The organism is Micromonospora sp. DT62 (genome assembly GCF_049847285.1).
In the GTDB taxonomy this organism is placed as follows: Bacteria; Actinomycetota; Actinomycetes; order Mycobacteriales; family Micromonosporaceae; genus Micromonospora; species Micromonospora reichwaldensis.
Map to the genome: position 1 here is coordinate 78,593 of NZ_JBNCOB010000022.1, position 26,107 is coordinate 104,699.

The 26,107-nt window shown below is 74.3% G+C and carries 21 protein-coding genes; 9 read left to right on the top strand and 12 right to left on the bottom strand.

Going from position 1 to position 26,107, the window contains the following annotated elements; translation table 11 throughout:
• From treZ to glgX, 3 genes are read right to left on the bottom strand one after another with little or no spacing between them, the layout of a single operon-like run.
• A complete protein-coding gene (treZ, locus tag ACPXCB_RS24860) occupies positions 1-1,734 on the bottom strand; it encodes a malto-oligosyltrehalose trehalohydrolase (RefSeq protein ID WP_425877917.1) in 1,734 nt (577 codons plus the stop codon).
• The gene (gene treY, locus ACPXCB_RS24865; protein ID WP_425877919.1) at positions 1,731-4,079 is read right to left on the bottom strand and encodes a malto-oligosyltrehalose synthase; all 2,349 of its coding nucleotides are present in this window, start codon (positions 4,077-4,079) and stop codon (positions 1,731-1,733) included. The genes treZ and treY overlap by 4 nt, the downstream gene beginning before the upstream one ends.
• 1 nt (position 4,080) lies before the next feature.
• Positions 4,081-6,198: a glycogen debranching protein GlgX gene (gene glgX, locus ACPXCB_RS24870; protein WP_425877984.1), complete on the bottom strand. Its 2,118-nt coding sequence runs from the start codon at positions 6,196-6,198 to the stop codon at positions 4,081-4,083.
• 306 nt (positions 6,199-6,504) lie between these two features.
• Between glgX and ACPXCB_RS24875 the strand changes: the two genes are divergently transcribed.
• The 4 genes from ACPXCB_RS24875 (at position 6,505) to ACPXCB_RS24890 (ending at position 11,920) form a co-directional block, all read left to right on the top strand.
• Complete coding sequence (locus tag ACPXCB_RS24875; protein WP_425877920.1) at positions 6,505-7,170, top strand: response regulator transcription factor; 666 nt, start codon at positions 6,505-6,507, stop codon at positions 7,168-7,170.
• Positions 7,171-7,320: 150 nt separating this feature from the next.
• A complete protein-coding gene (locus tag ACPXCB_RS24880; RefSeq protein WP_425877922.1) occupies positions 7,321-9,441 on the top strand; it encodes a M14 family zinc carboxypeptidase in 2,121 nt (706 codons plus the stop codon).
• A gap of 88 nt (positions 9,442-9,529) precedes the next feature.
• Positions 9,530-10,204 (top strand): fasciclin domain-containing protein, encoded by a 675-nt coding sequence (locus tag ACPXCB_RS24885; RefSeq protein ID WP_425877924.1) that lies wholly within the window; start codon positions 9,530-9,532, stop codon positions 10,202-10,204.
• A 321-nt stretch (positions 10,205-10,525) separates the two neighbouring features.
• Positions 10,526-11,920 (top strand): glycosyltransferase family 4 protein, encoded by a 1,395-nt coding sequence (locus tag ACPXCB_RS24890; RefSeq protein ID WP_425877926.1) that lies wholly within the window; start codon positions 10,526-10,528, stop codon positions 11,918-11,920.
• Between the two features lie 97 nt (positions 11,921-12,017).
• Here the strand turns inward: ACPXCB_RS24890 and ACPXCB_RS24895 are convergent, their stop codons facing one another.
• The 4 genes from ACPXCB_RS24895 to ACPXCB_RS24910 all read right to left on the bottom strand — a co-directional run bounded on the left by ACPXCB_RS24895 (position 12,018) and on the right by ACPXCB_RS24910 (position 17,589).
• Positions 12,018-13,301, bottom strand: a complete 1,284-nt coding sequence (locus ACPXCB_RS24895; protein WP_425877927.1) for a citrate synthase — start codon at positions 13,299-13,301, stop codon at positions 12,018-12,020.
• Positions 13,302-13,910: 609 nt separating this feature from the next.
• Positions 13,911-16,013 carry a sulfatase-like hydrolase/transferase gene (locus ACPXCB_RS24900; RefSeq protein WP_425877929.1) on the bottom strand — a complete coding sequence of 701 codons (2,103 nt, stop codon included), beginning with the start codon at positions 16,011-16,013 and terminating at the stop codon, positions 13,911-13,913.
• Positions 16,006-17,430 (bottom strand): methyltransferase, encoded by a 1,425-nt coding sequence (locus tag ACPXCB_RS24905; RefSeq protein ID WP_425877931.1) that lies wholly within the window; start codon positions 17,428-17,430, stop codon positions 16,006-16,008. The genes ACPXCB_RS24900 and ACPXCB_RS24905 overlap by 8 nt, the downstream gene beginning before the upstream one ends.
• Before the next feature lie 9 nt (positions 17,431-17,439).
• Entirely contained in the window at positions 17,440-17,589 is a 150-nt protein-coding gene (locus ACPXCB_RS24910; RefSeq protein WP_165947858.1) for a hypothetical protein, read from the bottom strand.
• A gap of 189 nt (positions 17,590-17,778) precedes the next feature.
• Here ACPXCB_RS24910 and ACPXCB_RS24915 point away from each other — a divergent pair, with 189 nt between their 5' ends.
• Entirely contained in the window at positions 17,779-18,174 is a 396-nt protein-coding gene (locus ACPXCB_RS24915; RefSeq protein WP_425877932.1) for a VOC family protein, read from the top strand.
• Positions 18,175-18,308: 134 nt separating this feature from the next.
• On the opposite strand, the gene ACPXCB_RS24920 is transcribed toward ACPXCB_RS24915, so the two are convergent.
• Positions 18,309-18,992 (bottom strand): helix-turn-helix domain-containing protein, encoded by a 684-nt coding sequence (locus ACPXCB_RS24920; RefSeq protein ID WP_425877934.1) that lies wholly within the window; start codon positions 18,990-18,992, stop codon positions 18,309-18,311.
• Between the two features lie 37 nt (positions 18,993-19,029).
• On the opposite strand from ACPXCB_RS24920, the gene ACPXCB_RS24925 reads away from it, so the two are divergent.
• Positions 19,030-19,884 (top strand): arginase family protein, encoded by an 855-nt coding sequence (locus ACPXCB_RS24925; protein WP_425877935.1) that lies wholly within the window; start codon positions 19,030-19,032, stop codon positions 19,882-19,884.
• A gap of 64 nt (positions 19,885-19,948) precedes the next feature.
• Here ACPXCB_RS24925 and ACPXCB_RS24930 read toward each other — a convergent pair whose 3' ends face one another.
• From ACPXCB_RS24930 to ACPXCB_RS24940, 3 genes are all read right to left on the bottom strand, one after another.
• On the bottom strand, positions 19,949-21,385 hold the full coding sequence (locus tag ACPXCB_RS24930) for a sensor histidine kinase (protein WP_425877986.1): 1,437 nt from the start codon (positions 21,383-21,385) through the stop codon (positions 19,949-19,951).
• A gap of 28 nt (positions 21,386-21,413) precedes the next feature.
• Positions 21,414-22,160: a response regulator transcription factor gene (locus ACPXCB_RS24935; RefSeq protein ID WP_425877936.1), complete on the bottom strand. Its 747-nt coding sequence runs from the start codon at positions 22,158-22,160 to the stop codon at positions 21,414-21,416.
• A 159-nt stretch (positions 22,161-22,319) separates the two neighbouring features.
• Positions 22,320-22,553 carry a hypothetical protein gene (locus ACPXCB_RS24940; RefSeq protein WP_425877937.1) on the bottom strand — a complete coding sequence of 78 codons (234 nt, stop codon included), beginning with the start codon at positions 22,551-22,553 and terminating at the stop codon, positions 22,320-22,322.
• A gap of 172 nt (positions 22,554-22,725) precedes the next feature.
• Between ACPXCB_RS24940 and ACPXCB_RS24945 the strand changes: the two genes are divergently transcribed.
• From ACPXCB_RS24945 to ACPXCB_RS24955, 3 genes are all read left to right on the top strand, one after another.
• The gene (locus tag ACPXCB_RS24945; RefSeq protein WP_425877939.1) at positions 22,726-23,679 is read left to right on the top strand and encodes a serine/threonine-protein kinase; all 954 of its coding nucleotides are present in this window, start codon (positions 22,726-22,728) and stop codon (positions 23,677-23,679) included.
• A 200-nt stretch (positions 23,680-23,879) separates the two neighbouring features.
• On the top strand, positions 23,880-24,308 hold the full coding sequence (locus ACPXCB_RS24950; protein WP_425877940.1) for an OsmC family protein: 429 nt from the start codon (positions 23,880-23,882) through the stop codon (positions 24,306-24,308).
• Positions 24,309-24,648: 340 nt separating this feature from the next.
• Positions 24,649-25,497 carry a hypothetical protein gene (locus tag ACPXCB_RS24955; RefSeq protein ID WP_425877942.1) on the top strand — a complete coding sequence of 283 codons (849 nt, stop codon included), beginning with the start codon at positions 24,649-24,651 and terminating at the stop codon, positions 25,495-25,497.
• A 36-nt stretch (positions 25,498-25,533) separates the two neighbouring features.
• On the opposite strand, the gene ACPXCB_RS24960 is transcribed toward ACPXCB_RS24955, so the two are convergent.
• Entirely contained in the window at positions 25,534-26,082 is a 549-nt protein-coding gene (locus tag ACPXCB_RS24960; RefSeq protein ID WP_425877943.1) for an ATPase, read from the bottom strand.
• Positions 26,083-26,107: the final 25 nt, after the last annotated feature.

Consider the following 26,107-nt stretch of genomic DNA (forward strand, 5'->3'; position numbering starts at 1 on the left):
TCAGAGCGCCACGATCGCCGCCGTCTCGGCCGGCAGCTCGATGCGGTCGCGCATCACCGTGACCCCCTCCCCCGTCGCGAGCAGCACCCGGCGCGCCACCCCCGGCAGCGTGATCCGCTGCGGCTTGGCGGCCAGGTTCGCCGCCACCAGCGTCTCGCCCCGGCGCATCACCAGGAACTGGTCGCCGGGGCGGACGTCGACCCGGTCCAGCCGAGGATCGGACAGGTCGGGGCGGCTCTTGCGCAGCGCGATGAGGCGCTTGTGGAACTCGTACATCTCGCGGTGTTCGGGTTTGTCCAGCTCGGCCCAGTCGAGCCGGGAGCGGACGAAGGTCTGCGGGTCCTGCGGGTCGGGCACGTCGCCCTCCGGCCAGCCGTGCGCGGCGAACTCCCGCTTGCGCCCGGTGGCGACGGCGGTCGCCAGCTCCGGCTCGGGGTGGCTGGTGAAGAACTGCCACGGGGTGCTGGCGGCCCACTCCTCGCCCATGAACAGCATCGGGGTGAACGGGGCGGTGAACAGCAGCGTCGCGCCGACGCGCAGCAGCCCCGGGGAGAGGGTGGCGGAGATCCGGTCGCCGGTGGCCCGGTTGCCGATCTGGTCGTGGTTCTGCAGGTACGCGACGAACCGGTGGCCGGGGGTGCGCTGCCGGTCCACCGGCCGGCCGTGGTGGCGGTTGCGGAAGCTGGACCAGGTGCCGGCGTGGAAGAACCCGCCGGTGAGCACGTCGGTGAGGCACTCCAGCGAGCCGAAGTCGCCGTAGTAGCCCTGCCGCTCGCCGGTGAGCAGGGTGTGCAGGGCGTGGTGGGCGTCGTCGTTCCACTGGGCGTGCAGGCCGAAACCGCCGGCCTCCCGGGGCGTGATCAGGGTGGGGTCGTTGAGGTCGGACTCGGCGATCAGCGACAGCGGCCGGCCGAGGTGGGTGGCGAGCGCCTCGACCTCGATCGCCACCTCCTCCAGCCATCCGGTGGCGCGGGAGTCGGGCATGGCGTGCACGGCGTCGAGCCGCAGGCCGTCGACGTGGTAGTCGCGCAGCCACATCAGGATGCTGTCGACGATGTAGCGGCGCACGCCGTCGGAGTGCGGTCCGTCGAGGTTGACGGTGCGGCCCCAGGTGTTGCTCTGCTCGGTGAGGTACGGCGCGAACATCGGCGCGTAGGCCCCGGAGGGCCCGAAATGGTTGTAGACGACGTCGAGGATCACCCCCAGGCCCTTGGCGTGGGCGGCGTCGACCAGCCGTTTCAGGCCGTCCGGCCCGCCGTAGGGCTGGTGCGGGGCATACCAGCAGACCCCGTCGTAGCCCCAGTTGTGCTCGCCGTTGAAGGCGTTGACCGGCAGCAGCTCGATCATGTCGATGCCGAGGTCGACGAGGTGGTCGAGGCGGCCGATGGCGGCGTCGAAGGTGCCCTCGGGCGTGAAGGTGCCGACGTGCAGCTCGTAGAGGACGGCGCCGGGCAGCTGCCGGCCGGTCCAGGCCTGGTCGGTCCACTCGAACGCCGCGTGGTCGTAGCGCCGGCTCGGCCCGTGCACGCCCTCCGGCTGCCAGGGCGAGCGGGGGTCGGGCAGCGCCCGCTCGTCGTCGTCGAGCAGGAAGGCGTAGTCGGTGCCGGGGCCGGCGGCGGGCACCTCGACCCGCCACCAGCCGTCCGGGCCGGAGCGCATCTCGTGGTCGGCGACGCCCGGCAGGCGCAGCCGGACGCGGGCGGCCTGCGGCGCCCACACCGTGAACTCGGTCATGAAGCCTCCACGGACTCGGTGGTGGGAGCCAGCAGCGCGACGGGGTAGGTGGCCAGCAGGTCGGCCAGCGGGGTCTGCCCGCCACTGTAGGACCGGCCCGTGAACAGGTCGGTCACCTCGTGAACGGGAAGTGACAGAGTTGTGTCGCCCCAGCCGCCGGCGCGCGCCAGCCCGAGCGGCAGGCGGGTGGCGACGGCGACGGCGCCGCCCCGGTCGAAGGCGAGCGCGTGCCGCCCGGCGCGCCCGTGGGCCGGCACCGGCCGGTAGCCGGTGAACAGCTCCGGGCGGTCGCGGCGCAGCCGCAGGGTCCGCGACACCACGAGCAGCTTCGCCGCGCCGCCGGCGTCCACCGGCGGGGGCGGGCCGGCGTCGAGGCGGGCCAGCAGCTCCCGGCGTACGGCGAAGTCGACCGGGCGGCGGTTGTCGGGGTCGACCAGCGAGTTGTCCCACAGCTCGGTGCCCTGGTAGGTGTCGGGCACCCCGGGCATGGCGAGCTGCACCAGCTTCTGCCCGAGCGAGTTGGACCAGCCGACGGGGGCGATCTCGTCGGCGAAGGCGGTCAGCTCGGCGTGCAGCTGCGCGTCGTCGTACATCGCGTCGACCACGTCGTGCATGGCCCGCTCGAAGACCGGGTCGGGGTCGGCCCAGCTCGTCGACGCCGACGCCTCGCGGGCGGCCTTCTCGACGTACGCGTGCAGCCGCTCCCGTTCGATCGGCCAGGCGCCGACGGCGGTCTGCCACAGCAGGTGCGCGAAGGCCGGGTCGGGCAGCGGCGCGCGGGCCGTCCACCGGGCGACCAGGTCGGCCCAGCGCCCCGGCAGCTCGCTGAGCACCGCGAGGCGGGCCCGGACGTCCTCGGAGCGCTTGGTGTCGTGGGTGGAGAGCGTGGTCATGCTCGCCGGCCAGCGCACCTGCCGGGCGGCGGCGAAGCGGTGGAACTCCGCCGGCGGCACGCCGAAGTGCGCGGGGCTGCCGCCGACCTCGTTGAGCGCGACGAAGCGGCTCCACCGGTAGAAGGCGGTGTCCTCCACGCCCTTGGCCATGACCGCGCCGGTGAGCTGCGGGAAGCGCTTCGCCAGCTCGTCGTCGGGGTCGCGCAGCCGGCGGGTGAGCGCGTCCAGCACGGCGGTCAGGTCGGGGCGGCGGCGGCCGGCCTCGGCGCGGGCGGCGGCCAGGTGCCGGGCGCCGTGCGGCGGATAGCCCCGGTAGACCGGGAACGCGGCGGCCAGCTCGGCCAGCGCCGCGCGGGCGGCGTCGTGCTCGACGTCGTCGGCGAGCGCGGCGAGGCGGGTCAGCTCGGCCGACAGCAGGCGGGTGGCCGCGGCGAGCTTGGTGTCGTGGGTGAGGTCCTGCCAGGAGGTGTGCCGGCCGACGAGGTGGGTGTCCAGGGCGGTGAAGTCGCCCTCCGCGTCGGGGTCGACGAAGAGCCCGCAGACGGCGGCGAGGGCGTCGTAGCCGGTGGTGCCCTCCACGGGCCAGTCCGGCAGCTCCTCGCCGTACTCCAGGATCTTCTCCACCACCAGCCACGCGTCGGGCGCGGCGGCGCGCAGCCGGGCCAGGTAGGCCGAGGGGTCGCGCAGCCCGTCCGGGTGGTCGACGCGGATGCCGTCGACCTCGCCGGCCGCCGCCCACCGCAGCACCAGCTCGTGGGTGGCGGCGAAGACCTCCGGGTCCTCCACCCGCAGCCCGGCCAGGTCCGAGACGGCGAAGAACCGGCGGTACGTCAGCTCGGTGTCGCCGCGCCGCCAGGAGACCAGCTCGTAGTGCTGCCGGTCGTGCACCTCGCGCGGGCTGCCATGGTCGGCTCCGCCGACGTCGAGGCCGTCGCCGGTGCCGTCGGCAATCGGGAAGCGGTGCTCGTGGTAGCGCAGTTCCCCGTCGGCGAGCTTGAGGTCGTCGAGGGCGTCCGGGGTGTCGGCGAGCACCGGCAGCAGCAGCCGGCCCCGGTCCCAGTCGACGTCGAACCAACCGGCGTACGCCGAGTCGCGGCCCCGGCGCAGCACGTCCCACCAGGCGGCGTTGGCGGCGGGCACGGCCACGCCGGCGTGGTTGGGCACGATGTCGACGACCATCCCGAGACCGGCGGCGCGCAGTGCCCGCAGCAGCCGCTGCCGGGCCGCCTCGCCGCCCAGCTCGGGGTTGACGGCACGGTGGTCGACCACGTCGTAGCCGTGCGCGGAGCCGGGGGTGGCGGTGAGCAGGGGCGCGCTGTAGAGGTGGGTGACGCCGAGGTCGGTCAGGTAGTCGGCCAGCTCGGCGGTGGCGTCCAGGTCGAAGCCGGGGCGGACCTGCACCCGGTAGGTGGTGCCCACCCGGGGCGCGTCGGGTCGAGGGGTGCTCGACATGTCAGGCCTTCCTCTCCAGCACCACCACGCACCGGTCGGGCACGCAGAGGGTGCCGCCCGCCTCGACGATCGTGGTCTTCTCCGGTTCCGGTTCCGCGGTGCTGATCACCACCTCCCAGCGCGGCCCGAACTCGGGGCCGGGCACGGTGAAGTCCAGCGGGGCGTCGTGGGCGTTGAAGCAGAGCAGGAAGGAGGCGTCCACGTGGCGCTGGCCGTACTGGCCGCGTTCGCGGATGCCCTCGCCGTTGACGAAGAGCGCCACCGAGCGGCCGAAGTCGTTGCCCCAGTCCTCGCCGGTCATCTCCCGCCCGTCGGGGGTGTACCAGGCCAGGTCCGGCAGGGGCTCGTCGACCAGCCGGGAACGCACCGGCAGGCCGGTGAAGAAGCGCCGCCGGCGGAACACCTGGTGGCGGCGGCGGAAGTCGACCAGCTTGCGGGTGAACTCCAGCAGGTCGGTGTCGGCGGCGTCCCAGTCGACCCAGGCCAGCGCGCTGTCCTGGCAGTAGGCGTTGTTGTTGCCGCGCTGGGTGCGGCCCAGCTCGTCGCCGTGGCCGATCATCGGCACGCCCTGGGAGAGCACCAGGGTGGTCAGGAAGTTGCGCCGCTGCCGGGCCCGCAGGGCGCGTACCGTCTCGTCGTCGGTGTCGCCCTCGACGCCGCAGTTCCAGGACCGGTTGTGGCCCTCCCCGTCGCGGTTCTCCTCGCCGTTGGCCTCGTTGTGCTTGTCGTTGTACGACACCAGGTCCCGCAGGGTGAACCCGTCGTGGCAGGTGACGAAGTTGATGCTGTGGAACGGGCGGCGCCCGTCGTCCTGGTAGAGGTCGGCGGAGCCGGAGATGCGGGAGGCGAACTCGGCGAGGGTGGCGGGCTCGCCGCGCCAGAAGTCGCGCACGGTGTCGCGGTACTTGCCGTTCCACTCGGTCCACACCGGTGGGAAGTTGCCCACCTGGTAGCCGCCCGGCCCGACGTCCCACGGCTCGGCGATCAGCTTGACCTGGCTGACCACCGGGTCCTGCTGCACCACCTCGAAGAAGGTGGAGAGGCGGTCGACCTCGTAGAACTCGCGGGCGAGGGTGGCGGCGAGGTCGAAGCGGAACCCGTCGACGTGCATCTCGGTCACCCAGTACCGCAGCGAGTCCATGATCAGCTGGAGCGAGTGCGGGCTGCGTACGTTGAGGCTGTTGCCGGTGCCGGTGTAGTCGACGTAGTAGCGGCGGTCCTCCTCGCTGAGCCGGTAGTAGCTGGGGTTGTCGACGCCCTTGAAACTCAGCGTCGGGCCGAGGTGGTTGCCCTCGGCGGTGTGGTTGTAGACCACGTCGAGGATGACCTCGATGCCGGCGGCGTGCAGCGCCTTGACCATGCCCCGGAACTCCTGCACCTGCTGGCCGAGGTGCCCGAGCGCCGAGTAGCCGTGGTGCGGGGCGAAGAAGCCGATGGTGTTGTAGCCCCAGTAGTTGCGCAGCCCCAGGTCGGTCAGCCGGTGGTCGTGCACGAACTGGTGCACCGGCATCAGCTCGATGGCGGTCACGCCGAGCTTCGTCAGGTGCTCGATCATCGGCGGGGAGGCGAGGCCGGCGTACGTGCCGCGCAGCTCGTCGGGGATGTCCGGGTGGCGCATCGTCAGGCCACGCACGTGCGCCTCGTAGATGACCGAGTGGTGGTACGGGATGCGGGGCGGGGAGTCGTTGCCCCAGTTGAAGTACGGGTTCACCACCACCGACTTCGGCATGAACGGCGCCGAGTCGGTGGTGTTCATCCGCTCCGGGTCGCCGTGCTCGTAGTCGTAGACGGCCGGGTCCCACCGCACGTCGCCGTCGATCGCCTTGGCGTACGGGTCGAGCAGCAGCTTGGCCGGGTTGCAGCGCAGCCCGTTCGCCGGGTCGTACTGGCCGTGCACCCGGTAGCCGTAGCGCTGCCCCGGCTCGATGCCGGGGATGTACGCGTGCCAGACGTACGCGTCGACCTCGCGCAGCTCGACCCGCCGCTCGGCCCCGGTGTCCCACTCGTCGAACAGGCACAGCTCGACCCGCTCGGCCACCTCGGAGAAGATGGCGAAGTTGGTGCCCATCCCGTCGTAGGTGGCCCCCAGGGGGTACCGCTCACCCGGCCAGACCTGCATGTCGCTCCCTTTGCGCAAGATCATGAGCGCGCACCGCACCATGAGCGCACCACACGACGGGGCCGGGTGGCGCGCGTGCGGGTATTGCCCCACGCGCTCCGCCGCCAATCCACCCGATCGGAGGATGACCGTAATGCACCCGACTGGTGGCGGGTGAACGTTTCGACGCCCCCGGTCACCGTGGCCCCGCTGTCGGTCCGGAACGGATCATGCTTGCGGTCACCATCTTGCGTCCGCACTGGTCAAGTCGATGATCATCGGACAGACTCGCAGGATCCGGCGGGGGACGAGGTCCGGGGGGTGTGCGTGCGGGTGCTCCTGGTCGAAGACGACCTACGCGTGGCGTCTGCCCTCGCCAAGGCGCTACGCCGTCGGGGACACGAGGTGGTGTCGGCGCTGACGGCCGCCGAGGCGATCCGGGCCGACGCCGTCGACCTGGTCCTGCTGGACCTCAACCTGCCCGACCGGGACGGCCTGGAGGTCTGCCGGCGGCTGCGGCAGGTCGACGAGGACGTCGCGATCATCGCGGTCAGCGCCCGCGCAGAGGAGTACGACCGGGTGGCCGGCCTGCGCGCCGGCGCCGACGACTACGTCGTCAAGCCGTTCTCGATGGTGGAGTTGCAGGCCCGCATCGAGGCGGTGATGCGGCGCACCGCCCGCAGCACCCGGGGCACCCGCAGCACGGGCGAGTTGCGGGCCGGCAGGCTGCGCATCGACGTGCACGCCCGGCAGGTCTGGGTGGGCGAGCGGGAGGTCAACCTCGCCCGCAAGGAGTTCGACCTGCTGGTGGCGCTCGCCCGGCAGGCCGGCACGGTGGTGCCCCGGGACCGGTTGCAATTGGACGTCTGGCAGACCACCTGGGGCACCCGACACAACCTCGACGTGCACGTCGCGGCCCTGCGGGGCAAGCTCGACGACGCCGGCCTGGTCGAGACGGTGCGCGGCGTCGGCTACCGGCTGCGCACCGGGTGAGGATTCTGGGTGACCTGAACCGCGACCGCGTCCCGGTTTCCGCGTCGGGAATCTCAGGTGAACCTCAAGAATCGCAGGCCGCCCGCCACCGGTGGGCCGAGTACGGGTGTGCTGGGCGCACCCAGCCATCCCTCCTGTTTGGAGATCCTTTTGAGATACAGACGGACAACGGCCGGTGTGTTCTCCGCGCTGCTCGCCGCCGCCCTCGTGGCGACGGCGGTGCCCGCGCAGGCGCAGGGGCAGCCGAGCGCGGCCCTGCAGCAGGCGGAGCCGAACCAGGTGCAGGGCCTCACGGTCGTGCAGGGTGACGGGTACGCCACGCTGGCGTGGACCCGGGTGGAAGGGGCCACCGACTACCAGATCGAGCGGACCCCGCTCGCCGCGGACGGCACGCCCGGCACGCCGGTCATCGCCGGTGTGTGGCGCCCGAACCGGCAGGTCAACAACGACGAGCCGACCTTCGCCGACGCCGGCTTCGCCCCCGGCAACGGCTTCCAGTGGCGGGTACGGGCCCGCTTCGGCACCGAGGTCCAGCCCTACTCGGCGCCGGTCAGCGGCACCACCCGCGGCCACTGGGGCGACCCGGGCACCCCGGGTGAGAACCTGCGCACCCAGTGGGAGGAGACGCTGGGCGCGCAGTACACCAGCGACGTCAACGAGTACGCGTACACCGCCGCGCTCGACGGGGCCAGCGACCGGGTCCGCGTCGTCGAGATCGGCCGTACGGTCCTGAACCGGCCGATCAACATGCTGGTCATCGGCTACCCCCGGCCGGCGGCGACGCCGGAGGCGGTGGCCGCGACCAACCCGCTGATGGTCAACTGCAACGTGCACGGCAACGAGCCGGGTGACCGCGAGGCCTGCCTGATCATGGCCCGGCAGCTCGCCTTCACCAAGGACGCCAAGACCCTCGACCTGCTGTCGAAGACCACCATGCTCATCGTGCCGACGCTCAACGGCGACGGACGGGCGGCCAACTCCCGGGGCAACTCCACCGGCCAGGACCTGAACCGGGACCACTCGCTGATCCGTCAGCCGGAGACCCGCGCCCTCGCCGAGATGGTGCGCGACTACCGGCCGATCGCCGGTTACGACGGCCACGAGTACGGCAACACCAACACGGGTGACCTGCCGATGCTGCCGCCGCGGCACCAGAACGTGGCGCAGGGCATCTTCGACGAGTCGCAGAAGATGATCGAGGGCCACATGTACACCGAGGGCGCCCGGGACGGCTGGTGGGCCTGTCCGTACGGGTGCACCACCGGGGCCAACGTGGGGCTGAGCGAGGAGACCATCCTGCGCAACACCCTCGGCCTGAAGAACGTGGTCAACTCCCTGCTGGAGCTGCGCAGCTCCGGTGGCCCGACGCGGCCCGACGAGTCCAACACCGCGAACAACCGCCGGCGCAAGACCTACTCCGCGCTGTGGACGTTCCACCAGTTCCTCACGTACCACGGCGCCAGCGTCGAGGGCATCACCAAGGCCCGTGCCGAGGGGATCCTGTCGCAGTCCGCCAACGAGGGACGCATCGTGTTCCGGGGCTCCCGCAAGATCGAGGCGTACCCCGCTCCGCACCCGGGTGAGGCCCCGCCACCCGCGGACGCCCCCACCCCGGAGCGGATCCTCGAGCAGGCGCCGTGCGCGTACCGGCTGACCGAGCAGCAGTACCACGGCGAGCGCACCGACGGCCCGGCCGGCCAGCGCACCACCGTGGCCCAGCGGCTCGCCGCCCACGGCTGGAAGGTGATCAAGGTCGGCGACAGCTACCTGGTTCCGCTGTCCCAGCCGCAGCGGGGCCTGATCCCGCTGCTGCTCGACGAGCAGGCCGTGGAGGGCCTGGTCGCCGGCGAGCGGATCGCCCCCACCCTGACCGGCACCCGCAACGGCCCGCTGGTCGTCTCCGGCGTCGCCTGCCTGGACGGGGCCACCGTCCGGGGTCCGATCCAGGTGCGTCCCGGCGCGGTGCTGATCGTCAACGGCAGCTCGATCAACGGTCCCGTCGACGCCACCGGCGCCGCCGGGTTCGTCGTGACCGACAGCAGGATCAACGGCCCGGTGCGCGCCACCGGCACCCAGGGCCCGGTCGTGGTGGTCGGCAACACGCTGACCGGACCGGTCAGCGTGGTCAACGGCAAGACCGTGGCCCCGCTGGTGGCGGGCAACACCGTCAACGGCCCGCTGGACTGCACCGGCAACTCCCCGGCACCGACGAACCTGGAGGTCGCCAACTCCGTGAGTGGTCCGAAGTTCGGCCAGTGCGCCCAGCTCTGACCTGCTGAGTCCCCGCCCGAGGTGCCGGCTGGTCGGCCCACCGCCGACCTGCCGGCACCTGCCGTACCGGTACTGGAGTGGAGAGACCGTGTCCGAGACCCTCATCCCCGGCCCCCCGCCCCGGGCCGCCCGCCGTCGGCGGGCGGCGGCCGGAGCCGCCCTGGCCCTCCTGGTCGCGGTGACCGGATGCACCGGCTCGCAGGAGTCCCCCGCCGCGGCGGAGCGCACCGGCGACAGCACGCCGGTCGCGGTCACCGGACCGCTGTGCGACGCGCTGCCCTCGGGGACCGAGCCGGGTAGTCCGGGCTCGCTGGTGGACCGGTCCCCCGCCCAGGCCCTGACCTGGATTCCCGTGCTCACCATGTTCGAGGCGGCGGTGCGGGCCACCGGCATGACCGAGGAGCTGTCCGCCGCGGGCGGGCTCACCATCCTCGCCCCCACCGACGACGCCTTCCGGGCCAGGTTCTCCACCGCCAACCTGGACCAACTGCTGCTCACCGACACCGCGACGCTGCGCGGGCTACTGAGGGAGCACCTGGTCGCCGGGGCTCGCCCGGTGGCCGACCTGGCGTCCGCCGGCACCGTCACCACCCTGGCGGGCACCACCCTCGCCGTCGCCCCGGCCGGGTCGGGCGTCCGGCTGGCCGACCGGGCCGAGACGATCTGCGCCGACTTCCGGGCCGGCGGCGCCCGGATCCACGTGATCGACAAGGTGCTCGGCAACCTGCCGGAGACCGCCCACGAGGAGGACCACGCCCACTGAGCGGTGCCGCCCGACGAACGGCCGCCGACCCCGCACGAGAGGGTCGGCGGCCGTTCCCGTCCCCGGGCGGTCGCCGCAGGTCCCGCCGTCTTCTCACCCGACCGGCCGACGACCGGAATCCACCCGACTGACACGAACCGGCACTTTCAGGTGTCCTCCGTCACCTTGGCCCCTTTCGAGATGCGGGATCGGTCGGGATGCCCTTTGCTTGTTCCCAGGGGCGCGCCCGCGCGCCCCGGCCCGGCCATTCGGCCATCCCTCAGCACCGTTCCGCCGCCACCGCTGCCGGCGCGTCCCACCATGCACGGACGGAGATCGATTGTGACGACCCTGCGGGTCGACGAGCAGCACACCAGCACCCCGGGTCGGGTCCACCGGCCCACCCTCACCTCCCGGCCCCAGGTCCCGGCGCAGTCCGGATCGACGGGCACGCCCCCGCAGACCCGCCGCATCCTCATGCTCTCCTGGGAGTACCCGCCGGTCCTCGTCGGCGGGCTCGGCCGTCACGTGCACGCCCTCTCCGTCGCCCTCGCCGCCGCCGGCCACGAGGTCACCGTCGTCACCCGCCACACCGACGGCGCACCCCTCGAGGAGTACGCCGACGGCGTCCGCATCGTCCGCGCCGCCGAAGACCCCGTCACTTTCCCCCTCGCCACCTCCTCCCTGCTCGCCTGGACCATGGCCTTCAACCACACCCTCACCCGCGCCGCCCTCCGCGCCACCGAAGCCGGCACCTACGACGTCATCCACGCCCACGACTGGCTCGTCGCCCACACCGCCATGACCCTGCGCGAACACCTCGACATCCCACTCGTCAGCACCATCCACGCCACCGAAGCCGGCCGACACCAGGGCTGGCTGCCCGAGGAGATGAACCGCACCATCCACGGCGTCGAACACTGGCTGGCCGGCGAGTCGGGCCGGGTGATCGTCTGCTCCGGCTACATGCGCGACGAGGTGACGGGGCTGTTCGGCGTGCCGGCGGGCCGGGTCGACGTGGTGCCCAACGGCGTGGAGCCGCACCGCTGGCGCGTCTCCGCCGCCGCGGTGGCGCAGGCCCGCGCCCGCTTCGCCGGGGACGGGCCGCTGGTCACCTTCGCCGGCCGGCTGGTCTACGAGAAGGGCGTGCAGCACCTGATCGCCGGGCTGCCCCGACTGCGCGAGCGGCACCCCGGGCTGCGCGCCGTCATCGTCGGCGACGGGCCGTACCGCGCGGAACTGGAGGCCGAGGTGCACCGCCTGGGTCTCGGCGGCACGGTCAGCCTGCCGGGCTTCCTCGGCGGCACCGACCTGCCCGCCGTGATGGCCGCGTCGGACTGCTTCGCCGTGCCGAGCATCTACGAGCCGTTCGGCATGGTGGCCCTGGAGGGCGCCGCCGCCGGCGCGCCCCTGGCCGTCGCCGCGACCGGCGGGCTCGCCGAGATCGTCGAGCCCGGGGTGACCGGGGTGACCTTCCGGCCGCACGACCCGGACGGGCTGACCGACGCCGTCGACGCGCTGCTGTCGGACCGGGAGCGGGCCCGCCAGCTCGCCCGCCGGGCCCGCGTCATGGTGCACGAGCGCTACGGCTGGTCGGCCATCGCGCAGCGTACGGCCACCGCCTACGCGACCGCGATCGCCACCGCCGGGTCGTTCGCCGCCGAGCGGGTGACCCGGGGTCGCGCCGTGCCGTCGATCGCCGAGGGCAACCTGCTCGCCGCCGCCGGCCTCCGCTGAGGGTGCGAGGAAGGCCCGGCGGGGCGCAGAGCACGACACGACGAAGGCCGCCGACCCCGTGCGGGTCGGCGGCCTTCGTCGTCGGTACGGCCGGAACTCAGCGCTCCGAGAACGGGGCGTACGCCCGCTCGGGGGCACCGGTGTAGATCTGCCGCGGGCGGCCGATCTTGGTCTCCGGGTCGTTGATCATCTCGCGCCACTGCGCGATCCAGCCGGGGAGCCGGCCCAGCGCGAAGAGCACCGTGAACATCTTGGTCGGGAAGCCCATGGCCTTGTAGATCAGGCCGGTGTAGAAGTCCACGTTCGGGTAGAGCTTGCGGGAGACGAAGAACTCGTCGGCGAGGGCGATCTCCTCCAGCTGCACGGCGATGTCCAGCAGCGGGTCGGGCTTGGCCATCCGGCCGAGCACGTCCTGGGCCGCCTTCTTCACGATCGCCGCACGCGGGTCGTAGTTCTTGTAGACCCGGTGGCCGAAGCCCATGAGCTTCACGCCGTCCTGCTTGTCCTTCACCTTGCGGACGAAGGACCCGACGTCGCCGCCCTCGGCCTGGATCTTCTCCAGCATCTCCAGCACGGCCTGGTTGGCGCCGCCGTGCAGCGGGCCGAAGAGCGCGTTCACGCCCGCCGAGACCGAGGCGAAGAGGTTGGCGTTGCTGGAGCCGACCAGCCGCACGGTCGAGGTGGAGCAGTTCTGCTCGTGGTCGGCGTGCAGGATGAACAGCATGTCCAGCACCTTGGCCATCACCGGGTCGACCTCGTACGGCTCCGCCGGCACGCCGAAGGTCATCCGCAGGAAGTTCTCCACGTAGCCCAGCGAGTTGTCCGGGTACAGCAGCGGCTGCCCGATCGACTTCTTGTACGCGTACGAGGCGATGGTGGGCACCTTCGCCATCAGCCGCACCGTGGACATCTCGACGTGCGAGGAGTCGAACGGGTCCAGGCTGTCCTGGTAGAAGGTGGAGATGGCGCTGACGGCCGACGAGAGCACGGCCATCGGGTGCGCGTCGCGCGGGAAGCCGTCGAAGAAGCGGCGCATCTCCTCGTGCAGCAGCGAGTGCCGGCGGACCCGCTCGGTGAACTCGGTCAACTGCTGCTGGGTCGGCAGCTCACCGTAGATCAGCAGGTAGGAGACCTCCAGGAAGGAGGACTTCTCCGCGAGCTGCTCGATCGGGTACCCACGGTAACGCAGGATCCCCGCGTCGCCGTCGATGTAGGTGATGTCGGACGAGCAGGCCGCGGTGTTGACGAAACCGGGGTCGTACGTCGTCATCCCGGTTTCCTTCAGCAGCTTGCCCACCCCGATGCCGGCGGGGCCCTCGACCGCGGATTGCACCGGCATCGAAAGCTGCCCACCGGGGTGATCGAGCTTGACTTCCGTCATGGTTCCCTCGCTTCGCCGGCAGATCTGCGTTGAATTGCCTTCGCTTTTACCGTAATCACGTTCGAGGAGATACCGCCCGTCGTGGTTCGACGGTGAGGCATGCGTCACCCGTTTCCCGACCAGCGCCCCGGGAAACCCACGCAATCCGGACGCACAACCGCCAACCAACCCCACCCCACCCACCCCACTCACCGCCCCCCTCCGCCGGCGCTGTCCGCGCCGCCGCCCCGCACCGCCCCGCGCCGCGTTGCCGCCCCGCGCTGTCCGCGCCGCGCCGCCCCGCGCCGCCCCGCGCCGCACCGCGCCGCGCCGCGCCGCGCCGCACCGCACCGCGCACGTTGATCATGAAGTTATTGCCTACGGAAAGCGCATTCCAGGGCAATAACTTCATGATCAACGCCAGGGAAGGGTGCGGGAGCGCGGGCAGGGCCGGACGGGGCCGGGCCGGGCCGGACGGGGCCGGGCCGGGCCGGACGGGGCCGGGCCGGGCCGGACGGGGCCGGGCCGGGCCGGACGGGGCCGGGCCGCGTCTGGGCGGGACCGGGTCTGGGCGGGACCGGGTGAGGCAGCTCTGGGCGGGGTGGGGCGGGGTTGGGTGAGGCGGTGGAGTCAGGTGAGGGTCAGGGTGAGGAGAGTGTTGTCGGGGGCCACGCGGTAGATGGTGAGGCGGTTGGCGCCGGCGTGGAAGAGGCGGTCGTCGGCGAGCAGGGCGGCGAAGCGGCGTCCGCCGGCGTCACGTGGTACCACGGGGACGACCGCGCCGATCCGGCCGTTGACAGCGATTGCCAGCGGGGTGCCGTCGGGTACGTCGTCGGGCACGTCGCCCCACACGGCGGCCGGCAGCCGCCCGGTGTCCGGGTCCACCGCGTCGAACGCGGCCAGGTCGGCGACCCGGGCGGTGCCGCCCGTCGGGCGGTCGCCGACGGCGGCGCCCACCAGCGGGTGGGGCGCGGGCGGTGCGATCGGGGCCGGCACGCCGCCCGCGACGGGGGTCGGCTGGCCGGGGCGGTCGTAGAAGACCTTGCCCGCCTCGGCGCGTGGGGCCTGCCGGGCGGACCGGCCGTCGACGGGCCACGGGAGTCGGATGGCCGCCTCGTCGGCGATCGTGGGCAGCAGGTCGACGTGCTGCCAGTTCCGGTCGTCGATCCGGCCGGCGCGCTGGCCCGGCGCCTTGACGAACGTCGGCACCCAGGCGACCTCGCCGGGGGCGGTCCGGATGGCGGCCATGCCCCGGCCCTGGGCGCCGGGGGTGAAGCTGACGCCGTGGTCGGCGGTGACCACCAGCAGGGCCTGGTCGTAGAGGCCGGTGGAGCGCAGGGTACGCAGGGTCTCCCCGATCAGCCGGTCGGTGTAGCCGAGCTGCGCGAGGTGCCGCCGGCGGGCCAGCTCGGCCCAGCCGTCGCCGTCGTTCGGCAGGTCCGGCGGGGCGTCGTAGCGCGCCCCCGACGGCAGGTACGCCCACGGCGAGTGGGGCATCAGCAGGTGCAGGAAGTGCAGGGTGGGCCGGGGCGCCGGCCGTAGCCCGGCGAGGAAGCTGGCGAAGCGGGCCGGCTGGTTGTCGTCGAGGCTGTCCCAGCGGAACTTCGGGTCCGCCGGCACCGGCTCGGCGGCGTCGATGCCCGCCTCCGCGCGGGTCCGCTCGCGGTACGAGTCCTCCGGGTCGACGCGGCTGTCGACCGGGGCGGTGACCTGGCGCAGCAGCCCGCCGGCCTGCCGGATCAGCACGCCCATCCCCTGCTCCGGGCTGACCGGCTGCTCGCAGCGGCTGGGCGGGCAGAGGCGGGTGATGCTCTCCTCGGCGCGGACGTCGTACAGGCCGCCGAGGGCGGTGAAGAGGTTGTCCGGGTACTGCGAGTAGTGCGGCGCCACCGCCCGCTGCGGGTAGCGGCCGGTGAGCATGGCCGGCAGCGCGTAGGGCGTCCAGCCGCTGACGCCGGTGGCGTTGCGGTACCAGGTGGAGCCGCCGGCCAGCTCCGCGAAGTGCGGGAACCGGGCGGCGTCGATCCGCCCGTCCGCGCCGAGCAGGGAGACCAGGGGCAGTTCGTCGAGGACCAGCACGACCACGGGCGGGTGGTTGCCGGGCCCGGGCACCCCGGCGGCGCCGCCCTCGCCCCGAGGCAGCACCACCGTGGAGGTGGGCGAGGCGAACACGAACAGCCCCACGAACAGCAGCGGCCCGGCCGCGGCCAGCCGCAGCATCCGCCCGGGCCCGCGCCAGCGCCGGTGCGCGGCGGCCCAGGCGGCCCCGGCCACCGCGGCGAGCAGCAGCAGCGGTACGCCCCGCAGCGGCGTACCGTGCCGGCCGACCTGCACGGCCAGCGCGGCGATCAGCAGGCCGACCAGCAGGGTGTGCGTGGCCGAGCGGGCGGTGCGTCCGGCCAGGCGGGACAGCGCGCCGGGCAGCGCGACGGCGGCGGTGGGCACCAGCGCGACCAACGCCACCAGCAGCATGATCTCCCCACGGTCCGCCCGGTGGAACAGGAAGAAGTCGGGGCTGCGCCCGAGCACGTCCAGCAGCGGCTGGGTGACCACGAGCCCGACGAGCCCCGTCACCTCGGCCAGCCGGCCCAGCTCCGTACGCCAGCCGCCCGGCCGGCCACCGGAAACCCGGCCTCCGGAAACCCGGTCGCCAGACGGCGGATCGCCAGACGGCCGGTCGCCAGACGGCCGGTCGCCGCCCGCGCGGTCCGGCGGGGGCGCTGGCTCAGCCACCCACGACCGCCGCGTAGAGCGTCCGGGTGCCCGAGGGCAGGTCGAGTCGCCGCGCGATCCGGCAGCGCGCGGCCAGCAGCCGCTCGAACTCGGCCGGCCGGTAGTCGGGGAAGAGCCCCTCGGGCTTGTTGGCCAGCAGCCGCCGGGCCATCGGGTCCTCGGGATGGACGAACTCCACCACCACCCGGGCGCTCGGGGCGGCCAGCCCGACTAGCCAGTCCAGCACCTCGGGCAGCGGCACGTTGCGCCCGATCGCCAGGTGGTGCACCACGGCCAGGGCGAGGATCGCGTCCGCCTCCACCCGGTCCGCGAACGAGGCCCGCTCGACGCCGCGCCAGCCGCCGCCGGGCGACGGGTCGGCGAGGTCCATCACCAGGGGCAGGATCCGCCGCTCCCCCGCCGCGCGCAGGTCCCGGTAGAGCCCGTCGGCCACGCCCGGGTCCTGCTCGACCGCGACGACGTAGTCGGCGTGCCGGGCGGCGAGGCGGGCGTACCGGCCGTCGTTGGCGCCGAGGTCCAGCGCCAGGCGGGGCCGTGGTCCGTCGGCCAGCGCCTCGGCGACGAAGCGTTCCTTCGCGGCCCGGTCGTCGGCGGTGTACGCGCAGGTGCGCTGGTAGTCGACCCAGTGGCTGGCCGTGCGGCGGGGCTCCAGCCGCCGGACGAGCTTCTCGATGCCGCGTACGGTGGCCAGCGCCAACTCCCGCGAGTAGCCGGCGGCCCGCAGCTGGGACCGGACGTCGGCGGTGCTGGCCCGGGCGTTGCGCCGCTGCATGGCGTCGTGCAGGTGCACGTGGGTGGGTACGCCGGGCAGCAGCCGCCGGGCGCCACCGAACAGCCGGCGCATCTGCTCGGGCTCGATGCCGTCGACCCGGGCGCGCAGCCAGGGCTGGAAGTCCAGCCCGAGGTGGGCGCCGAGCAGCAGCGGGTAGAGCAGCGTCTGACAGAACTGCCGGTAGCCGGCCCAGGGCTCGCCGTCGCGGGCCGGGGTGAACGAGCCGACGTCGATGAACACCGGTTCGGCGCCCCGCCACTGGAGGTTGTAGGCCGACCCGTCCTTCGTGGTGAACCCGGCCGGCAGGGCCGCCCGCAGGATCTCCAGGTGCAGCAGCGCCGCGTCGCGCAGCATGCTGAAGGACCACTCGTACGGGTGGGAGACGAACGGGATGCGTTCGTGGCGCAGGACTGCGGCCCACCGGTCGGCCGACGGCACGGCCGGCGAGTCGACCGCCTCGGTGCCGCACACCTTGCCGGCGGCGAGCAGCGGCGGGAAGAACTCGCTGGCGGTCAGCGCACGCCACTCCCCGGCGGCCTGCTCGTCCAGCCCGCGCAGCACGTCGCCGTCGAGGTGGAAGACCCGGTTGGCGGGGTCGCGGAAGGAGGCTGGCTCGGCGCGCAGGCCGGTGCGGGAGTTCGCCATCGGCCGGGGTCAGCGCTGGTCGGTGGGCTGGCGGCGGAACCGGTCGACCAGTCGCCGCCAGTAGAGCTTGGCCGCCACCGCGGCGCCGGCCACCCCGCCGACCACCGCCTGCACGATCAGGCTGCCGGACCCCGCGTCCAGGTAGGCCAGGTGTTCCACCGACCGCTCCTTTCCTCGCGTCTCGATGTCGGCGTACGCGGGCAGGATCCTTGGGGGATTTGCCCGTAAAGCCGGACTTGTCTGACACGCTACGCCGATCGTCCCGGTCGTGAAGGGCACACCCGACACTCCGCCCGGTTGTCCGTTTCGTTCAAGACGGGCGCCGGGAGCCTCCCTACGGTGGGAGCCATGGCACCCAGACTCGATCTCATCGGCATGGTCAGCAGCGACCTGTCCCGCTCCCTCGCCTTCTACCGGCGGCTCGGCCTGGACATCCCCGCCGACGCCGACACCGCGCCGCACGTGGAGGTCACCCTGCCCGGCGGCATCCGGCTGGCCTGGGACACCGCCGACACCGTCCGCGCGTTCGACCCCGACTGGAAGCCCGGGGGCGGCGGCGGGGCCAGCCTGGCCTTCCTGTGCGCCAACCCGGCGGAGGTGGACCGGCTCTACGCGGAACTCGTGGCCGAGGGCCACGAGGGCCACCTGCCCCCGTGGGACGCCCACTGGGGCCAGCGGTACGCGGTGGTGCTCGACCCCGACGGCAACGGCGTGGACCTGTTCGCCCCGCTCGCCGCGAGCTGAACGCGCACCGGCCGCGCCGGACACCGAAACTCGACCCGTCGGGCCTCGTGGGCGATGGTGAGGATGCGACGCGGCACCGCACCGGGGACGCGCGGAGCGTCAGCGGTCGCCCGGCCGGGACGATCGCCGAGGGTTCAGGTCAGCAGGGCGGTCGGCGGCACCCCGGCCAGGTCCCGCACGTCCCGCGTGAGATGGGCCTGGTCGGCATAGCCACAGCGGGCCGCCGCCTCGGCCAGCGGGGTGCCGGCGCGGGCCAGCGGCAGCGCGCGCCCCATCCGCAGGATCCGGGCCAGGGTCTTCGGGCCGTACCCGAACAGGTGCTGGCACCGGCGGTGCAGGGCGCGCGGGTCGAGGCCGGTCCGGGCGGCGGTCGCGGTCACGCTGGCGCCGGCGGCCAGCGCGGCGGCGACCCGGGCGCCGATCGGATCGGGCCCGCCGGCCGCCCGCAGCCGCCGTACGACGATCTCCGTCAGCGCGGCGACCGGATCCGCCTCCGCCCGTTCGGCCAGCCGCGCGACATCCCGGTCGCTCCACAGCTCCGCCAGGGGAACCCGCCGGTCGCGCAGCTCGACGGCCGGTACGCCAAGCACGGCGGGCCCGGTGCCCGGCGGCAGCCGCAGCCCCACCCAGCGCTCCGCCGGCCCGCCACCGCTGAGGTGCGCCCTGCGGTCCGGCCCGGCCACCAGCAGCCCGACGCGACTCGACCAGAGCAGGTCGAGGCAGCCGTCGGGGAGCACCCTGGTCGGTGCGGCGCCCGCCGTCGTGGCGCTGGTCCAGAGCACCGCGTCGGCGAACCCGGCCGGACGTTCCCGGTACATGCCGCCCAGCCTGCCACGGCCGGGCTAGCCTCCGGGTGTGCGATGGTCGGTGCTGGACGCTCCCCTCGACTCCTCCGGACGCGGCCGGGGCGAGCACCGTGCGCCCGCGGCCCTGCGCAGCGCCGGGCTGCTGGGCCGGCTGGGCGCGGCCGACGCCGGCGCGGTCGACGCCCTGATCACCGACCCGGTACGGGACCCGGAGACCGGGGTGATCGGCGTCGACCAGGTGCGCCGCGCCGGCCGGGCGATCGCCGCCCGCACGACGACGCTGATCGGCTCGGGACGGCATCCGCTGGTGCTCGGCGGCGACTGCGCGATCCTGCCCGGCATCCTGGCGGGGCTGCCCGCCGGCTTCGACCTGTGGTTCCTCGACGCCCACCTCGACTTCGAGGACGGCCGCACCTCGCCCACCGGTGAGGCGGCCGACATGGACCTGTCGATCGTCACCGACCACGGCCCGGCGGGGGTGCTCGACCGGGAGGGGCCGCTGGTCGACCCCGACCAGGTGCACCTGCTCGGGCACCGGCCGCTCGACCGGGCCGCGACGGACGGGAAGGAGGCCTCCCGGATCGACCCCGCCGTCCACCTGGTGCCGGCCACCGGGCTGCGGGGCGCCGACGCGGCGGCGGTGGGCCGGGATCTCGCCGCCGGTACGACGCCGGCCTGGCTGCACCTCGACCTCGACGTGCTCGACCCGCTGGTGCTCCCCGCGGTCAGCTACCCCGAGCCGGACGGGCTGGACTGGGCCGACCTCATCGCGCTGGCCCGACCACTGGTGCGCTCGGGTCGGCTGATCGGAATGAGCGTCACCGACTTCAACGCCGACGAGGACCCCGACGGGCGGCACGCGGAGCGCGTCGGGCAGGCCCTCGCCGAACTGCTGGCCGACTGACCGTCGCCCCTCCGGCCCGCCCGACGGTCACCGCGGCGCCGGCCGCGGCCCGGCCCGGCACGGGTCACCCGCCGGAGCTAACTCCCGGCAGCCGGACGGTGAACACCGTCCGGCCGGGCCGACCGTCCAGCTCGACCGTGCCGTGGTGGGCCTCCACCACGGCGGCCACGATCGCCAGGCCCAGGCCGGTGCTGCCGTGCGCCCGGGACCGGGAGCTGTCGCCCCGGGAGAAGCGTTCGAACACCTCGGCCCGCAGCGCCGGTGGCACGCCCGGCCCGTCGTCGGCGACGCCGAGCACGGCGACGTCGCCGTCGACCCGCAGGGTGGTGGTGACCGTGGTGCCGGGCGGGGTGTGCACCCGGGCGTTGGCCAGCAGGTTCGCCAGTACCTGGTGCAGCCGGGCCGGGTCGCCGGGGACGCGGACCACGGAGTCCGGCAGGTCGAGCCGCCACCGGTGCTCCGGCCCCGCCACGTGCGCGTCGCCGACCGCGTCCACCACCAGCGCGGACAGGTCCACCGGCTCGACCACGAGCGGCCGGCCCGAGTCGAGCCGGGCGAGCAGCAGCAGGTCGTCGACGAGGCGGGTCATCCGGGTGCTCTCGGACTCGACCCGGCGCAACGCGTGGGCCACGTCGGGCGGCACCTCGTCCCGGCCGCGCCGGGCGACCTCGGCGTACCCCCGGATGGCCGCGAGTGGCGTGCGCAGCTCGTGGCTGGCGTCGGCGACGAACTGGCGTACCCGGGTCTCGCTGGCCTGGCGGGCGGCGAGCGCGGCGCCGACGTGCCCCAGCATCCGGTTCAGCGCCGCGCCCACCTGCCCGACCTCGGTGCGCGGGTCGGTGTCGGTGGCCGGCACCCGCACCGACAGCGCGACCTCGCCGCGGTCCAGGGGCAGCTCGCTGACCCGGCCGGCGGTGGTGGCGACCCGGCGCAGCGGGCGCAGGGTCGCCCGCACGATCAAGGCACCGGCCCCGCCGGCGACGAGCAGCCCCGCGGTCGCCACGCCGGCCTGCGCGGCGACCAGCCACCAGACGGTCTCCGACACGCCCGACAGCGGCAGGCCGAGCACCCGCACGGTCCCGCCCGGAAGCTGGCGCGCCACCACCCGGTAGGCACCACGCTCGCCCAGCTCACGGGTGCGGGGTCGGCCGTCCGTGGGCAGGTCCGCGAGGCCGGCCAGGTCCCCGGCGGGGACGGCGCGTTCCTCCCGGTCGGCGAGGGTCCAGGCCCGGACCACCCGGCCGTCGGCCACCTCGGCGGCGACGGTCCCCGGCGGGAGGCCCCGCGGAATCCGGGCGTCCGGCCCGAAGGGTGGCGCGTCGAAGGGCGACGGCACGCCCCGACCGGGACCGGTCCGCATCGGCGTCAACTGGTCGTCGACCCGGTCGATCAGGAACTGCCGCAGCGCGACCGTGGTGATCCCGCCGATGGCCACGCTGACCAGGGCCAGCAGGGCAACCAGGATGGCCACCAGGCGGGTCCGCAGCGACACCCCGGCCAGCCGGTGGCGCAGCCGGCCGGCGGCCGGCTCACTCCGCCGGCCGGAGGACATACCCCGCGCCGCGCAGCGTGTGGATCATCGGCTTCCGGCCCGCGTCGATCTTCTTCCGCAGGTACGAGATGTACAGCTCCACCACGTTGGCCTGGCCGCCGAAGTCGTAGTTCCAGACGTGGTCGAGGATCTGCGCCTTGCTGAGCACCCGGCGCGGGTTGCGCATGAGGTAGCGCAACAGCTCGAACTCGGTGGCGGTGAGCGTGACGGGGCAGCCGTCGCGGCGTACCTCGTGGCTGTCCTCGTCGAGGCTGAGGTCGCCGACGGTGAGCACCGCGTCCGGGCGGGCGGCGACGGCGAAGCCCGAGCGGCGCAGCAGCGCCCGCAGCCGGGCGATCACCTCCTCCAGGCTGAACGGCTTGGTGACGTAGTCGTCGCCGCCGACGGTCAGCCCGGCGATCCGTTCCTCCACCGCGTCCCGCGCCGTCAGGAAGAGCACCGGCACCGTCGGGGCCTGCTCACGCAGCCGGCGCAGCACCTGGAAGCCGTCCAGGTCGGGCAGCATCACGTCGAGCACCACGGCGTCCGGCCGGAACTGCCGCGCCGCGTGCAGCGCCGACGTGCCGTCGCCGGCCGTACGCACCTGCCAGCCCTCGTAGCGCAACGCCATCGACAGCAGGTCGGCCAGGGTCGGCTCGTCGTCGACCACCAGCACCCGCACCGGCTCCCCGTCGGGGCGGCGCAGCTCGACCCGGCCCGCCCCGACCTGCCCGTCCGTCACCATGGCCCCCATCGTGCGCCGGGCCGCTGTGCCCGGCTTGTGCGCCACCTGTGCCCCCGCTGTGTGCCGGCCGGCCCGTCCGCCGCCGGGCAGCCGACCGCCCGGGTGGCCGACCCGTCCACCGCCCGGGTGGCCGCCCCGTCCGACGGGCGACGGGCGAACTCACTCGGTCATGCCCACCGGGTAGGTGTGCACGAAGCGCATCGTCCAGGTGCCGCCGCCGGTGGGGTGCTCGCGCTGGTAGAGGTGGTCCGGTCCGCCGGCCGTGGCCGGCCCGACGCCGTCGGGGTGCCGCAGGATCCAGTGCGCCGGCGGGGAGCCGTCCGGCTCGGCGGGCACCGCCCGGACCAGGTCGTGGGCCGGGCCGCCGACGAAGCGTACGGTCACCTCGCTCATCCGCGCGCCCGCCTTCCCGCAGTACCGCCCCGGCAGCGGCCCTGGCTCGCAAGCTACCGCAGCAGTGGACGGCCCCGCCCGGATCCGGCAGCGGTTTGCCCTGATCGGAGCTCGGGTACCGCTGCTCTGGGGACCTGTCGAGGGACGGGCCAGGAGGAGCAGGGAGCGGTCGATGAGAACGCTGGACGGGCGATACCGGCTCGAACAGCGCATCGGCATCGGCGGCATGTCGGAGGTCTGGCGGGCCCACGACGCGGTGCTGGACCGGCCGGTCGCGGTGAAGGTGATGTCCCCCGGGCAGGAGGGCCAGGACACCTCTGTGGAGCGCATCCGCGCGGAGGCCCGCTCCGCCGCCCGGCTGGTGCACCCGAACGTGGCCTTCGTGCACGACTTCGGCACCTGCGGGCCGGGCCCCGAGGGTCAGGTGCCCTACATCGTCATGGAACTGGCCGAGGGCGAGACGCTGGCCGCGCACCTGCGGGCCGGACCGCTGGACTGGCGCATCGCCGTAAGGGTCTGCGCCGAGGTGAGCGCCGCGCTGGCCGCGGCGCACGCGCACGGCATCGTGCACCGCGACGTCAAGCCGGCGAACGTGATCCTGACCCCGGCCGGCGTGAAGGTGCTCGACTTCGGCATCGCCGCCCCGTCCGGAACCCCGGACCGGTCACCGGAGGGGATGGTGGTCGGCACGCCCGCCTACCTCGCGCCGGAGCAACTGGAACGGGCGCCCGTCACACCGGCCGCCGACATGTACGCCCTCGGCGTCCTGCTCTACTACTGCCTGACCGGGCGGCTGCCGTACCAGGCGGGCACCACGACCCCGACCCAGCTGCTCGGCGCGCGCCTGCGGCAACCGCCGCTGCCGCTGCCGGAGATCGAGGGGCTGCCGCCGGAGGTGGCCGACCTGTGCGCGAGCTGCCTGGCCGACGACCCGGCCGACCGGCCGTCCAGCCTGATGGCGGCCCTGCTGCTGGCGGAGGCGGTGGACGCCCGCGTGTACGTGCCGCTGCGGCAGCCCATGGCGCCACGACAGCGCGGCGGGTCGATGTCGCCGTGGACCGAGCGGGCGGCGGCCGAGGCGACCGAGGCGGCCCCCGTTCCCGACTGGTCCACCCAGGCCGGCTGAGCCCCCTCCCGCGGCCCGACCACGCCGGCTGAGCCTCCTCCCGCGGCCCGGCCACGCCGGCTGAGCCTCCTCCTGCGGCCCGGCCACGCCGGCGTCGTGGGGCCGCTCCCGTCCGGCGTCCTTCGGGCCGCCCACCGGTCGCCCGCGTTTCACCGTCCGGGGGCCGGGTAGCCGGGCGGGTGAGCGACGGGAGGAACGCGATGCCGGAATCGAGCTCCTGGCTGAACGAGACGGCCACCGCGACCGCCGAGGGCGGCCACGTACGCACCGACGACGGGAGCCTGTCCACGGCCCTGGCGTCCCCACTGGCGCCGCACTGCTCGGGGTTGACCCCGGAGCAACTGCTCGCCGCCGCCTTCGCGTCCTGCCTGCACCACGCGGCGGTGGAGGCGGCGGGCGAGATCACCGACGAGGCGCACACCGTGCAGGTACGCGCGGAGGCGAGGCTCGGGCGCGACGACGACGGCCGGTACCGGGCCGACGTGCACGCCTCCATCTCGTCGGCGGGGCTGAGCCGGCAACAGCTGGCCGAGCTGGTCGAGCACGCGGACCGGTTGTGGCCCTTCTCCAGCGGCGACGGCAGCCGGCACCGGCTCACCGTCACCCCGGCGGAGAACGGCCGGCACTGACCGACCCGCCGGCGGGCCCTGCGCCGCGTGGCAGCTCCAGCACCACCGCCGCCGGTACGACCTGCGCCTGCGCCTCGGGGCCGACGGGCGGTCGGTCAGGTGGCCCACGGCGGCCTCCACCGTTCGGTGGAGGCTCGGCCCCGGCCCGGCGCCCGGGCCCGCGATCGATTCTCCGCCCGATTGGCAACCCCTAATCGGATATATGCGAAAGAGTCGACAAGAGCATTTGGCGGCGTTGATGGCCTGCCGGGGGTAATCGACCCGCAGATCGGCGCAAAATGTGGCGCATGCCACCAACCAGGCCGATGGCAAGACGCGCTCGCCTTTCTAGCCTCGGCGGGTGCACCCCGACGACCCTCTCGACCAGAAGCTGACCCAGGATCGCCCGGCCGCCCGCCCGGACGATCCCGCCTCGACCGAACGGACGACCGGCCGTCATCGCGCTGTGGAACGGCAGCGCCGCGGCGGCCGGGCCCTGCTCTCCTCGACCCCCGTCCGGGTCGCGCTCGCCACCGGCGTGACCTGCTGCCTCGGCGTGGCCGCGTTCGCCGGCACGCGCGAGGACGCCGATGCCGCGCGGGAACCCGTGGCCGAGGCGCTGGCCGAGCGGGCCGTCGACGACGGCCGCGCCTCGCGCTCCCTTGACCGGGCCGTCTCGCCCTCGCCCTCGCCTACGCTCAGCCCCAGCCCGACGCCGAAGCCGACCCCCTCGGCCACCCGCAGGGCCCCGCGCAAGCCGGCCCCGCCACCCCGCCCACGCCCGGTCGCCGGGCTCACCCAGGCGCAGATGGACAACGCCAAGATCATCGTCGACGTGGGCGCCGAGCTGAAGATGCCCCGCCGCGCCATGGTGGTGGCCGTGGCGACCGCGATGCAGGAGAGCCGGCTCTACAACCTCGCCAGCGACGTGCTTCCGGAGTCCAGCCGGTACCCGCACCAGGGCAGCGGCTCCGACCACGACTCCGTGGGCCTGTTCCAGCAGCGCCCGAGCAGCGGCTGGGGCACCGTACGCGAGCTGATGCGCCCGTCGTACGCCGCGCGAGCCTTCTACGAGGCGCTGCGGGACGTCCCGGGCTGGCAGCAGATGAGCGTGGCCGGCGCCGCCCAGGCCGTGCAGGTCTCGGCCTTCCCCGACGCGTACGCCCAGCACGAGGGCCTGGCCACCACGGTCGTCGCCGCGCTGACCTGACGGCGGCCGGCTGACCGCGCCGGTCCCCGGCGAGGGTCAGCGGATCCCGGCGCGGCCGCCCGGCGGCTCGCTGGACGCGTCCGCGCCGCCCCGGGCGGCGATCCGGGTCGCCGGCACCCCGCTGCCGGGCATCCCGGCCGCGGCGGTCGGAGTGTCCGCCGGGACCGGTTGCACGGTCACCCCGTCGAGGATCCGGTCCACCCGGGCCTCGCGCCTGCGCCGGGCGTACAGCGCCTCCTCGAAGTCCCGGCGGGCCTGCACGGCCTCGGCGTAGACGCGCTCGCGCACCTGCCGGGCCTCCTCCCGGGCCGCGTCGAGCTCGACCCGCGCCCGGGCCAGCAGGTCGACCGCCTCGCGATCGGCGTCGTGCGCGCCGCGCCGGGCCCGGTCCGCGTCGCCGAGGTCCAGCCGTTCGAGCAGGCCGCGCAGCGCCGTCGCCTCGTCACGGATCTCGTCCCACTCGCGACCGGCCCTCGCGGCGCCCTCCGTCCGGGCGGCGAGCCGGGCCAACCGGACGCCGATCTCGTCCAGGCAGGAATCGACCTGCCGCTGGTCATAGCCGGTCTCCACGACGCAGAACCTCATACTGTCGCCCCCCAGGCAGCCGGTG